This window comes from Ruegeria sp. YTSC003, assembly GCF_059609785.1.
Map to the genome: position 1 here is coordinate 1 of NZ_JBXWMK010000020.1, position 19,060 is coordinate 19,060.

Below are 19,060 nucleotides of genomic sequence, written 5' to 3' on the forward strand. Positions count from 1 at the left end.
TCACGTCCTTCGGATATTGCGCACCTTTGAATGAAATCATGAACAGGTTCTCGACTGAATACACCGGCTATCATTCACCGTCTGCATTCAAGCGCGTCAATAGTCAAAAGATTGCAACAGAACCATTCAGACTACATCTTGTTCGGAACATTTCAATGGGCGCGGGTTGTCAGTCGAGCTGCGTTCTGGCCTCCAGACAGCACACTACACCGCTGGTTTGAAACTCTGCTGGACGCCTTCGACGGTTTGGGTCGCGCACAACCTTCGCGCAGCGCGCTTTAGGGCAGCAACTCTGATCGGTGGGTGCGAATGTAATCTGCCGTGCGAAACACCAACGCAGCCAGCGTGGCCGTCGGATTTATCGCGCCCGGCGTGGGAAACAGGCTTGCGCCCGCGACAAACAGATTGTCGATCTCATGTACCTGGCCATATGAATTTGTGACAGATGCTGATGGATCGTCACCCATGATGGTTCCACCCATCATGTGCATTGGGTTTCGAGGGCCTGCCCAAGCATCGCTGGTCCCTGCCGCCTTGAAGATGCGGAGACCCTCCGCCTTGGCCAGTTCCGACCTGGCGGCATTTGCCCGTGGCAGTGAATTACTCACATGTGCCATCGGCAACCCATAACGATCGAGTTTTGATGGATCGAGCGTGATACGGTTTTCCAGCATGCTGTCTTCCTCACACAGCACTGTCATGTTTCCGTAATGCAAACTGGCCTGATGTAGATATGCGTCCAGAGCATCGCCAAACACCTCTGGCCTGGCCAGAGCGGTCCCCAACAGGTCGTTGGGTTTTGCTGCCTGCCCGACAAGCCACGCGCGGCTGCCAAAAGCATCATTTGCCGGTTGTTTGTCATCATAGCCATCAAGGCAAAGGGTGTTGGCACCCGAAACACCCAAATGGGGCTCTGTTTCCTGCGTGAACAGCCCGTGGATGGTTGTGAGCGCGTGAGAGGTAAAATAGCGCCCCAGTGTCTTGCTGCCACTGCCCAGCCCATCGGGATGCTTGTCATTGCCGGACAGCAAAAGCAGCCGCGCATTCCAGATTGTGTGGCAGGCCGAGATGACAATGTCTGCAGGTTGTAGGTTTTCCCGACCCTGCTCATCAAGATAAACGACGGCGGTCGCCTTCGATCCCGAAGGGTCTGTTTCAATCCGTGCGGCATAGGCATTGTGGCGTAGCTCAACGCCCGCCTTTTGTGCCCGCGGCCATTGCAGAACCAGCGGGTTGGCCAATGCCCCGATCGGACATCCCGCGTCGCACCAGCCATCAAGCAGGCAGGCGGCCCGGCCGTTATAGGAGACTGAGTTTACCGCCACTGTATTTGTCGTTAGCGTCAACCCTTCCGCATCAAACCCGGGTTTGATGGCCTGAGATTGTTTGGATAGGGAAATGGCAGGCATGGGATAAGCCTCGCCGGGCGGCGCATTGGGATCGTCATCCCCCGACACGCCGAAATAGGATTGCGCGTGGTCATACCATGGTTGCAGGTCATCATATCCGATGGGCCAGTCCAGATTGCGCCCGTACAGAGACCTGACGTGAAAGTCGTCGGGGTGCAGCCGGTACCAGTTTGCGTACCAATGCAAGCCTGCACCGCCGGTCCCCCACCCCACGGCAAAGTTCGCGGCTCCCACAAGATCACCTGTCTCCCGAACTTCCGGACCCGCCCATCTGAGCCGCCGGGACCAGATTTGAGAACTGATCATGTCTGATAGCTGTCGTTCCGGCCCGGCCTCAAGAACCAGCACATCAAACCCTGCCTCACCCAGTTCTGCAGCCATTGTACTACCGGCGATGCCAGAGCCGATGATGACGACTTCAACCTTATCATTAGAGATTTTCGTCATTGGGCCTCATTATCTCCGGTCATTCTGCTGGCGGCGGATTTGTTACCAAGGTCGAGGTGGCGGAATATGCGCGAGATAGGGGATGTTCAGATCCGCAAACCCCTCCTGCGTGCCATAAACAACATCCACCGCGTCGCTGCGCGAAATGAAATAGAAGAAATTGGGGTCGGGGTCGGTCCAGACCTGCATGTCTGAAGCTATGGCGGCTTGGATCATTTCTACACGTTGTTCGTCGGTCACCTGCACAAAGGGCAGGCCAAAGCGGTGGAGGCATTCTTTTTCAATGCCTGAGATACCCTTGCGATAAAATCCCGCCATGTCGCTGGCATCCAGGTATCTGAGGAGCAACAGGGACGCGGCCTGATCGCCTGCCAGGTTCTGGTCGACAAATCGGGCAACTCCGGCTTCTTCGGCGCCGGAAACGATGGTCGCGCACCAGGCCGCCAGAGTTTCCGCCTCGGTAGTTGTGAGTTTTTTGTAGCTCTTGTCTTCGACGGTCTTTGCCTCCGCATTTCGGGAAAGGCTTCGCATTGTGATGGACGCCCAGAATGTGGATGGGATCACACGAGTCAGAAAGCGTCGTCTTCCCTTCATTCGACCTGTCTCCACCTACCGCAAACAGATGTCTCGATTGTCGCAGCCATGCGGCTTTTGTCAAATTTGGAAATGTCTCCGGCTTCGATGTTGAATTGGACATCCATCCTAAATGCAGACAGCCGTGCGGCTGGGGGTTTAACCAACCCACATGTTGAGCTGCGGATTCAAAGTGCTGCACCTATGGTTTGTGCCAAGCCTCTGTAGGCTTCCTCTGGCAGGATGATGCCGCCTTCTTTGGGCTGGCTCTACCTTACCGACTTGCCGTAGATCCCTTTTCCAAGCCCGGCTACCGCCGAAACCCGAACTCGGTTACAAAGAAACCAGGAGAAATTCCGCTGAACAGGTCGCGCAGTTTTTCAAGTTCAGCGGCAGGACCATGTAATTCGACCCCGGTGATACTGACCAGGCTTTGCGTGCTTCCAAAGATGTGGCTGCCCAGTTCCATATGGCGGATTACCGCATCTGCGCTGTCATAATCTTCACGGGACACCACCGTTCCGTCGGCACTGAAACTGTAGGCCGACGCCAAATGGCCAGATTCCTGACTGCGCAATTCAATCATGTCAGCACAGTTTTTTCGAAATGCATCTGCGTGAGCTTCGGGGACTGTCATATAACCGACGATGGTCACAATCTGGGGCACGGGCATAACTTTTCTCCAATAATTCGATTTTACATATTTTCCCAGAATAGGTGCTTTCTACTCATCGGCAAAATGCCTGACGGTTGCCCTGACAAACACATCGGAAGACGGCGGGCTTTCGTTAACCAGTAACATTGCACATCCGGAATGTTCCCTATATGTTCTAGAGCGGGATCCTCAGGAGGTATAACCAAAATGGCGAAAGTCGCATTGATACTCACAGATGATTTCGCGGACTGGGAATACGCAATGATTGGCGGAATCGGCGGCTCCTTTTACGGGCTCGACGTTGCGTATTTTTCCCCAATTCCCGGGCAATTGAGCTCGATGGGAGGAATGACCGTTATCGTATCCAATGGACTGGAAGAACTCGCCGCGTGGCAACCGGATGTAGTGGCAGTCATTGGTGGAACCGTGTGGGACTCTGAGGCCGCACCGGACATTTCAGATCTGCTTGTGGCTCAGTACGAAAACGGCGTTCCTGTCGGCGGAATTTGCGGTGGAACCCTGGCTCTGGCCCGATCGGGATTGCTGAATTCCGTACCCCATACTTCGAATGATGGGGAATTCTTGATCAAGAACGCTGTTGGGTATGGTGGAGCATCGAGTTACGTTCAAAGCGAAGCGGCCGTTTCCTCACGCAGTGTTGTTACCGCAGCCGGTACAGCGCCGGTCAGCTTTGCCGCCGCTATCTTCGAAGCGGCCGGTGTTCCGCAAGAAACAGTGTCTCAGTTCAAAGACATGATCACTGCCGAGCACAATTGAGTGCGGTCAGTTGCATCGGTTGTTACGAAGTCGCCACAATTTGCTGAGCGTTCCTTGATGAGCCCTGCCGGAGCAATCTGCTCTGACTAATATTGTGTTCGGATGCCAATGAACCCAGCAGAACGTGATGTCCACGAGATCGAGGAAAGCTCGTCTGGAGAAGTCCCTGGATAGAAAAATCGGAATGCGTGGATGGGACTCGCGCAAATTTATCATAATTTCTCTTACGGGTATTGGACTGTAGTCGGGGTACATTCTAAACCTAGTTCGGCCTACACCCGTTAATCAGAGCGGCAGCCAGGCCTTCCGCAACGCGACTGGCTTCGTTGAGCTGGCACCGAAACACACTCGTCTGTATTGAACCGGGCTGGACGCTGTTTGCGAAACTTGGCAAAGTTACGCAGACCTGAGCCGGAAGATCAACCTATGCTACCATCAGAACGACATGCAATAATCCTCGAAGAAGTTTCGCGTCAACCCGCAGTTTCAATCCGAGCCCTGACCGAACGGCTCGGCGTATCGCGGGAAACTGTTCGCAAGGATATTGAGCAACTGGCGCAGGAAAACAAACTCAACCAGGTACGCGGCGGAGCGACCAGTGTGCGTACGCACGAACCTCCCATGGTTGACCGCACTCAAACCAATCGAGAAGGCAAAGAGCGTATTGGCAATTACGTTGCTAGCATAATTCCAGACGGAGCGAGTGTAATCATTGACAGCGGCTCGACGACACTCGCGGCAGCGCAAGCTCTGGCGACCATTCGCCAACATTTAGCAATTTATACCAACGATTTAACCATAGCCTCGGTACTTGCGCCAGCGGCAGAAGAGGTCACCTTGCTGGGCGGGCGGTTAGATTTTTCGGAGAATGCTACAATGGGTTTGGACACGCTGGACCACCTTTCCCGATACAATGCAGAATTTGCACTGATCGGAGTTGGTGGGATTAGTGCTCGGACCTTGCTCACCGATTTTTCGCTGGAAGGCGCAAACCTGCGACACATGATGATAGAGCGGTCGCAGCGCCCGTTCCTATTGGCGGACAGCAGCAAATTCGATGTGGTGGGGCAAGTTGCGATGAAACCACTGCCTGGGGATGTAACTCTAGTGGTTGACGGCGATTTACCTAAAGGCATTTCGGAAGTGATTAGAGACCAACCCGTTGATGTTGTCAGCGTTTAACGCCAAGAAAAGAAAAATATTGCCAAGATTTGCAAAGTAGCAATAAGGTGGGTGCAAACCCGATTCCTCTTGTACAGAGCAACGCAATGGCCGACATCCAACTTCCGCAAAGCGCGCAATTTGTCATCGTGGGGGGCGGTATCGTTGGCTGCTCGGTCGCGTATCACCTGACGAAGATGGGGCATCGAGATGTTGTGCTGCTGGAACAGGGCCAATTGAGTTGCGGCACAACCTGGCATGCAGCGGGCCTCGTCGGTCAGCTGCGCAGCCAGCCCGCGATGACCAACCTGATCCGCTATTCGACCGAGCTGTATTCACAGCTTGAGGCCGAGACTGGACTCGCCACCGGCTGGATGGAATGCGGCTCGGTCACAGTGGCACGGACCGACGATCGCATGACTATGCTGATGCGCACCGCTGCTGCCGCGCGGGCGCAGGGGGTCGAGGTCCAGGTTATCACCCCGCAGGAGGCGCAGGACAAATGGCCGGTGATGCAGGTGGACGACGTCAAAGGCGGGCTGTGGATGCCCGGTGACGGTAAGGCCAACCCAACTGATCTGACCCAGTCTCTGGCCAAAGGCGCGCGCATGGGTGGCGCGAAGGTGATCGAAGGAATGAAGGTCACTGACATTCTGACCAAAGATGGCACCGTCACCGGTGTGGTCACCGATCAGGGCACGATCAATGCCGAGATCGTGGTGAACTGCGGTGGACAGTGGGCACGTCAACTGGGCAAGATGTGCGGCGTCAACGTGCCTCTGCACTCTGCCGAACACTACTACATCGTGACCGAGCAGATCGAAGGTGTGAAGCCCGACCTGCCCGTTCTGCGCGATCCAGATGGCTATATTTATTTCAAGGAAGAGACAGGCGGTCTGGTCATGGGCGGCTTTGAGCCGGACGCCAAGCCTTGGGGTATGGACGGCATACCAGACAACTTCTTCTTCCAGCTTCTGGAGGATGACTGGGACCAGTTTGAAATTCTCATGGAAAACGCACTCACCCGAGTGCCCAGCATGGCCGAGACAGGCGTGCGGCAATTCTATAACGGACCTGAAAGCTTTACGCCCGACAACAATTATCTTTTGGGTGAAGCGCCCGAGCTGAAGAATTTCTTTGTCGGCGCGGGCTTCAACAGCATGGGCATCGCCAGCGCAGGAGGTGCCGGACGGGCGCTGGCTGAGTGGATTGTCGAAGGCGCTCCGACCTCGGACTTGTTTGCGGTGGATATCCGGCGGTTTGCGAATTTCAACAACAACAAGACTTGGCTGCATGACCGGGTCAAGGAAACACTGGGCCTGCATTACGCGATGCCTTGGCCCAACCGGGAACTAGACACGGCTCGCCCCTTCCGCCGCTCGGCCCTGTATGACCGACTGGCAGCGAAGAACGCCGTATTCGGGTCAAAAATGGGCTGGGAGCGGGTGAACTATTTTGCCGAAGACGGTGAAAAAGCCGAGATCGAATATAGTTTCGGTCGTCAGAATTGGCATGACAATGCTGGTAAAGAACACAAGGCCACTCGCGAAGCAGTAACGCTGTTTGACCAAAGCTCGTTCTCGAAATTGCTGGTGCAAGGACGCGATGCTTGCAGCGAGTTGAACAGAATCTGCGCAGCAAATGTTGACGTGCCCGTGGGCCAGACAGTGTACACAGGCTTGCTAAATGAACGTGGGGGGTATGAATCCGACCTGACAGTTCTGCGAGTGAAAGCGCAAGAGTTTATGCTGATCACGGGATCAGCCCAAACCATTCACGACGCGGATTGGATACGCAAGAATTTTAGCGATGATGCCCATGTTTTCCTGACGGATGTGACGGCTGCATGGTCGGTGCTGTCGGTCATGGGGCCAAAGTCGCGTGATGTCTTGAAGAAGCTGACGAAAGCGGACCTGTCGAACGCAGCCTTCCCGTTTGCCACCGTTCAGGAAATCGATCTGGGCTATGCAACGGTTCTGGCCAATCGCATGACCTATGTCGGCGAATTGGGCTGGGAATTGGTGGTTCCGGTTGAATTCACAGTTGGCGTTTACGAAGACCTGATGCGCGCCGGGGCCGAGTATGGTATTCGCGATGCGGGATACTATGCGCTGGAAGGCCTGCGGATCGAGAAAGGCTTCCGCGCCTGGAGCCGCGAGTTGACCCCGGACATCACGCCGATCCAGGCTGGTCTGAACTTTGCCGTGGACTATGACAAGCCTGGCGGCTTCATCGGGAAAGAGGCACTGCTAGCCGCAAAAGCGGACCCCGGCCATCTGAAAACCCGGATCGTGCAACTGGTGCTGGAAGGTGGTGCTCCGCAGCTGTGGGGCGGTGAGGCCGTGTTGTGCAATGGGGTCGAAGTCGGTGAGGTCCGTTCGGCTGCCTATGGTCACACGCTGGGTGCAGCGGTCGCGCTGTGCCAGTTGGACGCGCCGCAGCGGGTTACGGCGGAATACATCCGAAGCGGGGCATTCGAAATCGACCTTGCCGGAACCCGGTTGTCTGCAACGGCTCATTTACGAACCCCTTACGATGCAAAAGGCGAACGGCCTAAAACGGACGGTTAGTCTCTGATGGCACCCAAATGGCATAGAAACTGATGAAACACTGTTCGGTCATCGAACTCGACACGACGCGTGTCAACGACATCGGCTTTTTGTGCTGGGATGGATTGCCTCTGGATCAGCTTTCGGTGGGGTTGGCCTATCTGAAGACCGCGAACCAACTTGCCCCTGACAAACGGCTCAGAGTCTCGGTTCTGTCGTTTGCTGGCGCTGATGTGCAGAGCGATTGCGGAGTAAATTTGAGCACCAGCCGCATCGATGACGACGCGGCGCGATGTGGCTATCTGTTTTTGCTCGGAGGACCGGCCCTGCCTCCTGATCAACAAAACCATCTTGGCCGCGTGGCGCGTTCGCAGCTCAGGGCGGGCCGGGTTCTGGGCGCAGTTGAGGCGGCGTTGGTCCCACTGGCACGTACCGGGCTTCTCTGCGGCTTGGATGTCGCTGCCTCGTCCTCATTGTTAAGTGCACTGCAAGAACAGTTCCCAGATATCTCGCCCGCATCTAGCGATAGCCACGCTAGTGGAGCGATATGGTCTGCAGGTTCAGGGTTCTCTCTGCTCAACCTGCTGTCCAAGACTACAAGCGACACACTTACTCCGCAGGAACAGCCCCGGCTAAACCGGAAATTCCTGAGCTACAGACCGAATTTCGGCAGGTGTATCGCTTGCGCACACGACATCGCCCGAGTCGATGACGGCTTTACCGGCGACATTGTTGTTGACAAGGCCATAGAACTGTTTCGGTATAATCTGGAAGAACCACTCCAGATAAAGGGCATTGCTGAGGAAGTAGGAATTTCGGTGCGCCAACTTGAAAGGAAATTTGTAGCAGCCACAGGACTTACCCCAAAAGCCTACTACCTGGAGGAACGGTTGGAAAAGGCCCAGGCAATTGTCAGATTCACCAATCTGACGCTGACCGAGGTTGCCTTTGCCTGCGGATTTGGGTCCAATGCCACGCTGTCGCAGAAGTACAAACAAAGGTTCGGGCAATCACCCGCGTGCGAACGCGCCCGGTTGAACGCCCCAAGGTTCGAAACTTGATGCGTCGCAGGCGTTCACCACATTTCGTCAGGTTCTAATGACAATTGACGCGCTTTTCATTGTTTTGACCGCTGCATTTCTGCACGCGCTTTGGAATGCCGTTGTCAAAGGCGCGCCGGACAAAGCCATTGTTCTGGGGCTGATTTCGCTTGGCCATGCGATACCAGCGATGTTTGTAATACCATTCACTGGCTTGCCGGTCTGGGCGGCTTTTCCCTTTATCGTTGGCTCCACCCTGATCCACTGGGGGTACTACTGGTTTCTGAACACCGCCTACAAACATGGCGACCTATCGGTGGTCTACCCAATCTCACGCGGAATGACACCGGTTCTGGTCGCTTTGGGCGCGATACTGTTCGCGGGCGAAATTCTACCACCCGTCGCATGGATCGGCATTATCTTTATCTCATTGGGTATTGGGTGCCTGTCCCTTGCAGGATTAGGCAGACACACAAACTGGATCGCCGTAGCAGCCGCCTTTGGCACTGGCTTGATGATTGCGTCCTATTCACTTGTGGATGGTATTGGCATCCGGTTATCCGAGAACACACTGGGGTACATCGCAACACTGTTCGTGGCCGAGATATTTGTGGCAGGTTTCATCTTCACTACCAGGTGGCAGCGTGTCGTGTCTCTACCCAGACGTTATGTCTGGGCCGGCCTCGCAGGCGGTGTCATTTCGGGCGTGGCTTATGGGCTTGTACTTTATGCGAAGACAATCGCGCCATTGGGCGTGGTGTCAGCGCTCAGAGAAAGTTCCGTTATCTTTGCGTCGATTATTGGCGTCATGTGGTTTGGCGAAGGGCCAAAATCCAACAGGCTTCTGGCTGCGAGCATCGTGGCGATCGGGATTGTAGCTCTGGCGATGGCAAGTTGAGGGGTTAGGAGGGGGATTTGCAGACAGAGAACACAGATACACGCCCGAATGTATTGCTGATCGTCATCGATCAGTTCCGCTATGATCTTCTGGGGCAGGATGGACTCGGCCGGGTGGCGCAGTTGCCCAACCTGCGACGACTTCAGAAAAGCGCCGTTAGCTTTGCCAACCATTTTGCCGTCACAATTCCTTGCGGCCCCAGCCGGGTATCGCTGTTCACCGGGCAATATGCTTTCAATCACCGGGCAGTCCGAAACGGCACGCCGCTCCGGCACGATACCCCGAATTTGGCGCGTGCTATGCGGAAGGCTGGGTACGTTCCACGTATGTTTGGGTATTCCGACACGACCCACGATCCCCGGGTTCTACCCCTCGATGACCCAAGGCTTGAAAGCTACGAGGAGTTGCTTCCGGGCTTTGAGGAGGTGGTGAGAATGCGTATGGAATCGGATGTTGACGCCTGGCTTTCGCATTTGTCGCAGCGGGGCGTTGAGCTACCCCCCTACCCCGACACCTATCGACCCAACGGCCCGAACGTCGGCGATCCGGCTTTGTATCCGGCTGAACAAAGCGATACGGCGTTTCTGTCGGATCAGTTCCTGTCGAAGATGCAGGATGCTGAATCCACATGGTTTGCCACGCTGAACTATATTCGGCCGCACCCTCCGTTTGTGGCGCCTGCACCCTACAATACGCTATACGATCCACAGGATATGCCCCCGCCGCGTTCAACCCGCGATCCATTGGGAGACCGACACTGGCACCCTTTCCTTGCCCCGGCGCAGGATAAACAACCGATCTCAAGCATGGTTGTCGGCTTCCCCGATCTGAAGAATGATCCGGAAACCATCGCCCAGCTGAGATCGCTGTATCTGGCTCTAGCAACGGAGGTCGATCATCATATCGGGCGCGTATTAGACTGGCTCAGGACCTCCGGTCTGTGGGACAATACCGTTCTGATCGTCACCGCAGATCACGGCGAGATGCTCGGCGACTACGGGCTGTGGGGGAAAGGCACGTTCCATGATGCCGCCTATCATGTGCCCTTGATTGTGCGCGATCCCGCGCGTCCTGATATGCACGGGCGAGTGCATTCCGGGTTCACGGAATCCATTGATATACCCGTCACCATTCTCAAAAGAGTGGGTTCGGAAATCCCCTCTTCAATGAACGGGCGAAGCTTGCTTGGTATTTTGGCTGACACCGAAACGGAAGGCGCTACACACAGCTTTTCCGAATTCGATTTTGGCAATCCGGTAAAGCCGACGTCGTGGATGGTTGAGCTAGGCCTGACCTCTCGACAGGCAAATCTGGGCATTTTGCGCACAAAAAAACACCGTCTGGTCGAGTTTGGCGCGGGGCTGCCGCAGGTACTCTTTGGCATGGACGAGGATGGCGAAGAAATGTCCAACGCAGAGCGGCCCGAAAACACGCCAACGCTGCTTCACCTGACCCGCAAGATGCTGGACCACCGCATGATTAATGCCGATCCCACCTTTGCACAAACGCTTGTGCGTGCCGGCGGCGTTAAGACAGGGCAGCACTAAACACAATCAAAGCACTGATTTCAAACGTTTAAAACGTACCACTGCAAATTTAGAACCGATCACAACAATCCTGGGGTCGACGACAGTTCTTCCATAAGGTTGGCTTATGATGTTGAAGGTATAATCGATTTTTCTTGAAAAGAATATCTGTCAAACTGTTGGCACTAATCTGAATGAGAACGCCGCACGAGAATGGCGAACCATTCCAAAAATCACCAACAGAGGATAACAATGAGACACGCAACATCACTTCTTACCGCTCTTGCTGTCGGCACGCTGACCGCGACGGTAGCAGCATCAGAAACAGAACTGACTGTTTACACCGCAGTCGAGGCGGAAGATCTGGCCCGATACGCCGAGACGTTCAACCAAAGCAACCCTGACATCAAGATTAACTGGGTTCGCGACTCGACCGGGATCATCACCGCCAAATTGCTGGCAGAACGGGACAACCCTCAGGCAGACGTCGTCTGGGGTCTGGCGGCCACGTCGCTGCTTTTGCTCAAGTCGGAGGGTATGCTGGAACCTTACGCGCCGGCTGGCGTTGAAGAACTGGATGTGAAGTTTGTTGATGGCGACAATCCTCCGGCCTGGGTTGGCATGGATGCCTGGGTTGCTTCGGTTTGCTACAACACAGTCGAGGCCGAAAAGGCCGGGCTGACACCGCCGACATCCTGGAAGGACCTCACCGACCCGATGTATAAGGATCAGGTCATCATGCCGAACCCGAATTCATCAGGGACCGGCTTCCTTGATGTTTCAAGCTGGCTTCAGATGTTCGGCGAAGATGGCGGTTGGGATTATATGGATGCATTGCATGAGAACATCGCGCGGTACACCCATTCAGGTTCTAAACCCTGCAAACTGGCGGCCGCAGGCGAGATCCCAATTGGCATTTCCTTTGCCTTCCGTGGGGCCAAGTCCAAAGCAGACGGAGCACCTCTTGAGGTCATCGTACCTTCTGAGGGCGTAGGGTGGGACATGGAAGCAACCGCAATTGTTGCTGGTACCGCAAATCTCGAGGCCGCGCAGAAGCTGGTTGATTTCACGGTCACCAAAGAGGCCAACGAAATGTATAATACCGGTTATGCAGTCGTGGCCTATCCGGGTGTTGCAAAACCAGTTGAGCACTTCCCCGAGGGTCTTCTGGATGCAATGATCGAAAATGACTTTGAGTTTGCTGCCAACAATCGCGCGGCAATATTGAAGGAATGGCAGTCTCGCTATGACGGAAAGTCGGAAGCGAAGTAATCCCATTAGCAGGAGGGGCTTTTGTGCCCCTCCTGCACACCATGCTCTTGTTCCCCAACAAACAACTTACTCACCCGGATCAGACTGGCCAGTTTCGGCCGTGCCCGAGGTGCAGATGTGAGGACCTCTCCCGTGCTTCAGAAAACACCACCCGGTGAACTGTATCTCAGCATCCAGAATTTGTGGAAAGCGTTCGGCAGCTTTCTAGCGCTCAAGGATATCTCCCTTGAAATCAACGAAGGCGAATTCATTTGTTTCCTCGGTCCGTCCGGCTGTGGGAAAACCACTCTTCTGCGTGCAATCGCCGGATTGGATTTGCAGACCAAAGGTACGGTCATGCAAGATGGCAAAGACGTCTCCAATCTGCCCCCGTCCGAGCGTGATTTCGGGATTGTGTTTCAATCCTATGCGCTGTTCCCAAATCTGACGATTGAAAAGAACATCGCCTTCGGCCTTGAAAACACGGGCCGCAGCAAGTCGGATATCGCGGTTCGTGTAAACGAACTCTTGAATCTGGTTGGACTGCCGGACCAGGGCAAGAAATACCCTGCGCAGTTGTCAGGAGGTCAGCAGCAAAGGATTGCATTGGCCCGTGCCATCGCAACCAACCCCGGCCTGTTGCTGCTGGACGAACCCCTGTCGGCACTGGACGCCAAAGTGCGTGTTCACCTGCGGCATGAGATCAAGGAGTTACAGCGCAAACTGGGCGTAACCACCGTGATGGTGACACATGATCAGGAAGAAGCTCTGGCCATGGCGGACCGGATCGTTGTCATGAATCATGGGGTTATTGAACAAGTGGGATCACCCACAGAAATCTACCGCGAGCCTGCTAACTTGTTCGTGGCGGACTTCATCGGAGAAATGAACCAGATCCAATCACAGGTCACCAAAGGTGGTCGACTGAGCGTCGGCGAAAAGACCTTTGCGTGCCTTGGCCACAATTTCAACGACGGTATGCCGGCGATTGCAGCAATCCGGCCGGAAGATATCATTCCGCATGAGGCTGGTTATCTCGATACCGGCGGCAACAGGAATTGCATTGACGTCACTCTTGATGAAATGGAATTCCTCGGTTCGTTCTGGCGCTGCCGCTTAAGTAACGAGCGATTTGGATCTTCGGAACTGATCGCGGATTTTTCGATCAATGCCGTGCGCCGTCTAGAACTGGAAGAGGGTCGGACCATGGTGATTGAGCTACCCGAAAACCGGCTGATGGCCTTTGATGTTCCGGAGACAGCAGCATGAGCGAGATTTCAATCAACCCGGGTACCCTTCCAGCCGGGCCTGACATCAAACCCAAGCTCAGCAGGGATGACATCCTGATGCGCGGCAGCATGATCGTGATCGCGCTCTATCTGGTCGCGACGTTGGTCCTGCCGCTTTACACGATGCTCTCTAAATCCTTCTCCACCTATCGGATGGAGTTGTCGCAATACGAGTTCCAAGTCAGTGATGACGCAGGCCAGTTCGACGGAACCATTCTGTCGGGCGACGCACTGAACGAACAAATCGGGGCTTTTTCCGGCACCGAACTGTCTACCGGCTCAGACGGGCGGCTATCAGTAACCGAGCTTTTTCCCGATTTCAGCTTTCGCAGTCCGGTCATGTACCAAATCCGTAACACGAGCGACACCGGGCGGTTTCTTGTCGGTTCTACGCTGCAGGACAATACGGATTGGGTCACGCTCGATTCCAATCAGTTCCGGCGGGTTCAGCTGAGGCCAGTTCAATCGCGAGGCTTGGAAAATTTCGTCAACTACTTCTCAACCCCGGCACTGTTCAATTCTATCAAGAACTCCCTTTGGATTTCTGTAATTAGCACCATTGTCACAGTAACTTTGGCGTTCTGGTTCGCTTATGCGCTGAACCGGAGTTGCATGCGGTTCAAGGGTGTGTTTCGTCTGATTGCGATGGCTCCGATCCTGGTGCCTTCGCTGTTGCCCGGGATCGCGCTGGTCTATCTGTTCGGCAATCAGGGCATGATAAAAGAGTTGCTGTTCGGCGCCAGTATCTATGGTCCGATTGGCATTGTAATAGGCTCGGTGTTCTTCACCTTCCCGCACGCCTTCCTGATCATTTCAACGGCGCTGGCGATCTCTGATGCACGACTATACGAAGCTGCAGTCAGCCTGCGTTCGACGCCGTGGCGTACTTTTTGGACGGTCACCGTTCCTGGCGCGCGATATGGTCTGATCTCTGCCGCTTTCGTCGTATTTAATCTGGTCATAACTGATTTTGGTCTGCCAAAAGTTATTGGAGGTCAGTTCAACGTTCTGGCGGTTGATATCTACAAGCAGGTGATCGGCCAGCAGAACTTTGAAATGGGTGCCGTAGTCTCGGTCGTTCTGGTGATCCCGGCAATCCTGGCGTTCGCGATCGACCGCATGGTGCAATCAAAGCAGGTTGCCTTATTGTCGGCCCGGTCGGTCCCGTACCAGCCAACCCCAAATCGAAAGGCAGATCGGTTCTTTCTAGTCTATTGCTGTCTGATCGGTTTGTTCATCGTTGGGCTGCTGGCTGTGTGCCAATTCGCAGCGCTAATCAAGTTTTGGCCCTACGACCTGAGCCTGAGCCTGAAGAACTACGATTTCAACAAGATGGATGGTGGCGGTTGGGGCTCCTACATTAACTCGATCAAGCTGGCGCTTTTGACGGCGGTGATCGGTACTTCAGTCGTCTTCTTTGGTGCATATCTGGTTGAAAAGTCGAACGGGTTCAGAACAGGTCGATCAATCTTTCAGATGTTCGCGATGCTGCCTATGGCAATCCCGGGCATGGTGCTAGGCCTTTCCTACATCTTCTTTTTTAACAGCCCGTCCAATCCCCTGAACGGGATCTACGGAACGATGGCGATTTTGGTGATCTGTACGGTGACTCACTTTTATACGGTGTCACACCTAACGGGTGTGACCGCGTTAAAGCAGATGGACAGAGAATTTGAGTCGGTATCATCCTCGCTCAAGCAGCCAACAATGAAGCTATTTGCACGAGTGACAGTTCCGGTATGTCTTCCAGCTGTTCTGGACATATCAATCTATTTGTTTGTCAATGCGATGACGACCGTTTCGGCGGTCGTGTTCCTCTACTCACCTAAAACGACGCTGGCATCTATCGCGGTGCTGAACATGGATGATGCCGGAGATATCGCACCGGCTGCGGCGATGGGCATGATGATCTTTTACACCAACGCAACGGCGCGGATTATTCACCTGATTGCGTCCAAAGGAATTCTAAAACGCACTCAAGGCTGGCGAAGTCGCTAGCTGCCACCATTGATACCAAGCCCCGCTAATCAATCGTTGGCGGGGTTTTCTTCCAAGGTACGCTGCGCAAAATCTGTGAAGGCGCGGATGATCTTCACTTCGCGCCTCTGCGACAGCGATATGATGCTCTCGCCCATCTGCAGGTTGATGCCTTTAAGCTTGATTTGCCGGAGACGGTCATCATGGCCATATTCCGCCTGCGAGACAAAACCGATACCTGCGCCGGAGGCCACAAGTTCCCTTATCGCCTCGCGCCCTTCCGCTACAATCGCTGGTTTCAGCGTGATCCCGTGTTTTTTGGCCTCATCTTCCAGTTTCTGGCGCGTTTTCGACCCTGTTTCGCGGAATATAAGCGGTAGATTTGACAACTCTTCTAGCGACAGCGTCGGTTTCGATGCCAAAAGAACACCCTGTGCGGCAAAGGCCACGATCTCAGTAGAACCAAGACTCAAGACATCCATATCTTTGCCCGGAGAAAGGCTGCCTACTACGCCAATTTCCGCGTTATACGCCCTGAGCTCTTCCAGAATCTCCTCGCTATTCCCCGAGCGCACGGTGATCGTGACATTTGGGTTTTTTTTCTGAAAGGGACCCAGAAAGGCCGTCATGTGGTGCGCGGAGTCGGCGATGATGCGTAACTCTCCATCGACCACAGCCTTGGTCTCAGAGAGGTAGTCCTCGATCTGACTTTCGATCTCAAAATATTGCTTGGTATATCGGTAAAGCTGCTCGCCGTCGGGGGTCAAGGTCACACGTTTGCGCTCGCGCTGGAACAACAACAAATCGTGATCCTGTTCCAGCTTTCGCACCTGCTCCGAAATTGCAGGCTGCGTCAGAAAAAGAGCCTCTGCAGCACGCGAAAATCCCCCATGCTTGGCTACATAGTGAAAGGCTTTGAGCTGGCTGTGTCGCATGGCGCTCCTCCGAAGTCAGCTCATAGGCTGTGCTTATAATTAGATTGATATTTGCAATTTCACATATAGCAACGTTTGCTGCAATTGTGTTCTTGAAAATACTTTTCTGGAGCCTGGTTATGACGCCTTCCAATCCCAAAATCGAACAACCGCGCCTCGGTGAACCTTACCTTCTGACGCCCGGTCCTTTGACGACATCCTATGCCGTAAAAGAGGCCATGTTAAAGGATTGGGGCAGTTGGGATGACGATTTTCGCGCCATGACGCAAGAGGTACGATCCAGCCTGCTGGCTTTGCTTGGCGAGGGAGCTGATGATTTCGACTGTGTCCTGATGCAGGGCAGTGGTTCGTTTTCGGTCGAAGCGATGCTTGCATCATTCATTCCGCGCGATGGCAGGGCGCTGGTATTAGCAAATGGTGCCTATGGGCAACGCTCCGCAAAGACCCTGGAATACCTGGATCGCGCGCATGTAGTTCTGGACAAGGGCGATTACCTGCCGCCGCGCGGCGACGAAGTTGCCCGCATTCTTGCCGATGACCCCGACATCACGCATGTGGTTGCGATTCACTGTGAAACCAGTTCGGGCATTCTGAACCCCGTCGAAGAGATTTCCGAGGTCACCTATGCCGCCGGGCGCAAGCTATTAGTCGACTCGATGTCGGCCTTCGGCGCCGTCGAGCTGAAACCGAGCGAGATCCGGTACGAGGCCATGGTATCCTCCGCCAATAAATGCATCGAGGGTGTGCCCGGTTTCGGTTTTATCGTCGCCCGAAAATCCGAGCTTGAGGCAGCGGAGGGCAACAGCCATTCGCTGAGCCTGGACGTACACGCGCAATGGGCGCATATGAACAAGACCGGTCAATGGCGGTTCACCCCTCCCACCCATGTGGTGGCGGCATTCATCGAGGCACTCAGGGCGCATTCCGCCGAAGGAGGTGTTCCGGGCCGCGGCGGTAGGTACACCCGCAACCGCGATGTCATGGTCGCGGGAATGCGCGAGTTGGGTTTTGAAACATTGCTCGACAATCGCTGGCTCAGTCCAATTATTGTCACCTTTTTCTGCCCGGCGGACGAAAATTTCGTGTTCGACCAGTTCTATGCCCTGATGAAGTCCAAGGGTTTCATCATCTACCCAGGCAAGCTGACGGTGGTCGACAGTTTCCGTGTCGGATGTATCGGCCAAATGGACGAGCACGTCATGCGCAAAGTTGTAAACGCAGCAAAAGAATCATTGGAGGAGATGGGTGTCACAAGCGCTGCACCCCCCCTCCGGGCATTGAAAGAACGCGCCAAACTGGCAGCTTAACTACCAAGGAACATAAAAAGATGACTATCCAAACACCTGTTGAAGCAAACGAGCGCGTCTATCCGACGCCAAAAGTGCCCGCAATCGCCATCTGCCTAGATGGGTGCGAACCGGAATATCTGGAAGTCGCAATTGCAAAGGGTCTGATGCCCAACCTTAAGCGGATGCGAGAAGAAGGCACTGATCGGCTGGCACATTCCGTGATCCCCTCCTTCACCAATCCCAACAATCTGTCGATCGCCACCGGCCGGCCGCCTATCGTGCACGGTATCTGCGGCAACTATTTGATCGACCCTGACAGCGGTGAAGAGGTCATGATGAACGACGTGCGCTTCTTGCGCGCGCCGACCATTTTCTCGCAGTTCTACGATGCTGGCTTCCGCGTTGCCATGGTTACCGCCAAGGACAAGCTGCGCGCCTTGCTCGGTGCCGGGTTGAAATTTGACGAAGGACGCGCCGTTGCCTTTTCTTCGGAACGCTCGGGCGAGACGACTATGGCCGAGCACGGCATCGACAATGCAAGCAAATGGCTGGGCATGGACGTCCCTGAGGTCTATTCGGCCGAACTGTCCGAGTTTGTATTCGCCGCCGGCGTCAAGCTGCTGAAAGAGTTCAAACCCGACGTGATGTATCTGTCGACCACCGACTATATTCAGCACAAGTTCGCCCCCGAACAGCAGGGTGCACTTGATTTCTATGCCATGTTTGACCGCTATCTGGGCGAGCTTGACGAGCTGGGTGCCGCCATCGTTGTGACCGCCGATCATGGCATGAAGCCGAAGCATCTGGCTGATGGGTCCCCCGCCGTTGTCTACGCACAGGATCTGATGGACGATTGGCTTGGTAAGGACGCAGCGCGGGTCATCTTGCCGATTACCGACCCATACGTGGTGCATCACGGCGCGTTGGGCTCGTTCGCCACTGCCTACCTGCCCGAAGGTTCGGATCAGGACGATATCATCGCCAAACTCAGAGCGACCGAGGGGATTACCCATGTTCTGACCAAGGCTGAAGCCATCGAGCAATTCGAACTGCCTGGCGACCGGATTGGCGACATCGTGATGGTCTCCGGCGAAAACATCTGCATCGGCACATCCGAGCATCGTCATGATCTGGCGGCCCTGAAAGAGCCACTGCGCAGCCATGGCGGTTTGACCGAGCAAGAGGTGCCCTTCATCGTAAACCGCGTCATCGATTTGCCGAACCAGCCGGTGTTGCGCAACTTCGATGCCTTTTTCTATGCAACCACAGCAGCGGCACAGTAAA

General features: G+C 54.8%; 15 protein-coding genes. 11 read left to right on the forward strand and 4 right to left on the reverse strand.

What is annotated here, in order from left to right; all coding sequences use genetic code 11:
• Positions 1 to 278 precede the first annotated feature (278 nt).
• From AC2FFH_RS21980 to AC2FFH_RS21990, 3 genes are all read right to left on the reverse strand, one after another.
• On the reverse strand, positions 279 to 1,856 hold the full coding sequence (locus tag AC2FFH_RS21980) for a GMC oxidoreductase (protein ID WP_496845324.1): 1,578 nt from the start codon (positions 1,854 to 1,856) through the stop codon (positions 279 to 281).
• A gap of 42 nt (positions 1,857 to 1,898) precedes the next feature.
• The gene (locus AC2FFH_RS21985; protein WP_496783416.1) at positions 1,899 to 2,450 is read right to left on the reverse strand and encodes a gluconate 2-dehydrogenase subunit 3 family protein; all 552 of its coding nucleotides are present in this window, start codon (positions 2,448 to 2,450) and stop codon (positions 1,899 to 1,901) included.
• A gap of 289 nt (positions 2,451 to 2,739) precedes the next feature.
• Complete coding sequence (locus AC2FFH_RS21990; RefSeq protein WP_496783414.1) at positions 2,740 to 3,102, reverse strand: antibiotic biosynthesis monooxygenase; 363 nt, start codon at positions 3,100 to 3,102, stop codon at positions 2,740 to 2,742.
• A 189-nt stretch (positions 3,103 to 3,291) separates the two neighbouring features.
• On the opposite strand from AC2FFH_RS21990, the gene AC2FFH_RS21995 reads away from it, so the two are divergent.
• The 9 genes from AC2FFH_RS21995 to AC2FFH_RS22035 all read left to right on the forward strand — a co-directional run bounded on the left by AC2FFH_RS21995 (position 3,292) and on the right by AC2FFH_RS22035 (position 15,573).
• Positions 3,292 to 3,861, forward strand: a complete 570-nt coding sequence (locus tag AC2FFH_RS21995) for a DJ-1/PfpI family protein (protein WP_496845325.1) — start codon at positions 3,292 to 3,294, stop codon at positions 3,859 to 3,861.
• A 387-nt stretch (positions 3,862 to 4,248) separates the two neighbouring features.
• Positions 4,249 to 5,043 (forward strand): DeoR/GlpR family DNA-binding transcription regulator, encoded by a 795-nt coding sequence (locus AC2FFH_RS22000; protein WP_496737695.1) that lies wholly within the window; start codon positions 4,249 to 4,251, stop codon positions 5,041 to 5,043.
• An 86-nt stretch (positions 5,044 to 5,129) separates the two neighbouring features.
• Positions 5,130 to 7,592: a GcvT family protein gene (locus AC2FFH_RS22005; protein ID WP_496783408.1), complete on the forward strand. Its 2,463-nt coding sequence runs from the start codon at positions 5,130 to 5,132 to the stop codon at positions 7,590 to 7,592.
• A 32-nt stretch (positions 7,593 to 7,624) separates the two neighbouring features.
• Complete coding sequence (locus AC2FFH_RS22010; protein ID WP_496845326.1) at positions 7,625 to 8,632, forward strand: GlxA family transcriptional regulator; 1,008 nt, start codon at positions 7,625 to 7,627, stop codon at positions 8,630 to 8,632.
• 37 nt (positions 8,633 to 8,669) lie between these two features.
• Positions 8,670 to 9,509: an EamA family transporter gene (locus AC2FFH_RS22015; RefSeq protein WP_496737692.1), complete on the forward strand. Its 840-nt coding sequence runs from the start codon at positions 8,670 to 8,672 to the stop codon at positions 9,507 to 9,509.
• A gap of 17 nt (positions 9,510 to 9,526) precedes the next feature.
• A complete protein-coding gene (locus AC2FFH_RS22020) occupies positions 9,527 to 11,056 on the forward strand; it encodes a sulfatase-like hydrolase/transferase (RefSeq protein ID WP_496737691.1) in 1,530 nt (509 codons plus the stop codon).
• A 231-nt stretch (positions 11,057 to 11,287) separates the two neighbouring features.
• Positions 11,288 to 12,307 (forward strand): putative 2-aminoethylphosphonate ABC transporter substrate-binding protein, encoded by a 1,020-nt coding sequence (locus AC2FFH_RS22025; protein WP_176865287.1) that lies wholly within the window; start codon positions 11,288 to 11,290, stop codon positions 12,305 to 12,307.
• A gap of 132 nt (positions 12,308 to 12,439) precedes the next feature.
• Positions 12,440 to 13,555 (forward strand): putative 2-aminoethylphosphonate ABC transporter ATP-binding protein, encoded by a 1,116-nt coding sequence (locus tag AC2FFH_RS22030; RefSeq protein WP_496737690.1) that lies wholly within the window; start codon positions 12,440 to 12,442, stop codon positions 13,553 to 13,555.
• Positions 13,552 to 15,573 carry a putative 2-aminoethylphosphonate ABC transporter permease subunit gene (locus tag AC2FFH_RS22035; protein ID WP_496783404.1) on the forward strand — a complete coding sequence of 674 codons (2,022 nt, stop codon included), beginning with the start codon at positions 13,552 to 13,554 and terminating at the stop codon, positions 15,571 to 15,573. Before AC2FFH_RS22030 ends, AC2FFH_RS22035 begins: the two co-directional genes overlap by 4 nt.
• Before the next feature lie 29 nt (positions 15,574 to 15,602).
• On the opposite strand, the gene AC2FFH_RS22040 is transcribed toward AC2FFH_RS22035, so the two are convergent.
• On the reverse strand, positions 15,603 to 16,487 hold the full coding sequence (locus AC2FFH_RS22040) for a LysR substrate-binding domain-containing protein (RefSeq protein WP_496737689.1): 885 nt from the start codon (positions 16,485 to 16,487) through the stop codon (positions 15,603 to 15,605).
• A 119-nt stretch (positions 16,488 to 16,606) separates the two neighbouring features.
• Here AC2FFH_RS22040 and AC2FFH_RS22045 point away from each other — a divergent pair, with 119 nt between their 5' ends.
• Both AC2FFH_RS22045 and phnA read left to right on the forward strand, forming a co-directional pair.
• The gene (locus AC2FFH_RS22045; RefSeq protein ID WP_496737688.1) at positions 16,607 to 17,794 is read left to right on the forward strand and encodes a 2-aminoethylphosphonate--pyruvate transaminase; all 1,188 of its coding nucleotides are present in this window, start codon (positions 16,607 to 16,609) and stop codon (positions 17,792 to 17,794) included.
• A 20-nt stretch (positions 17,795 to 17,814) separates the two neighbouring features.
• On the forward strand, positions 17,815 to 19,059 hold the full coding sequence (phnA, locus tag AC2FFH_RS22050) for a phosphonoacetate hydrolase (RefSeq protein WP_496737687.1): 1,245 nt from the start codon (positions 17,815 to 17,817) through the stop codon (positions 19,057 to 19,059).
• Position 19,060: the final 1 nt, after the last annotated feature.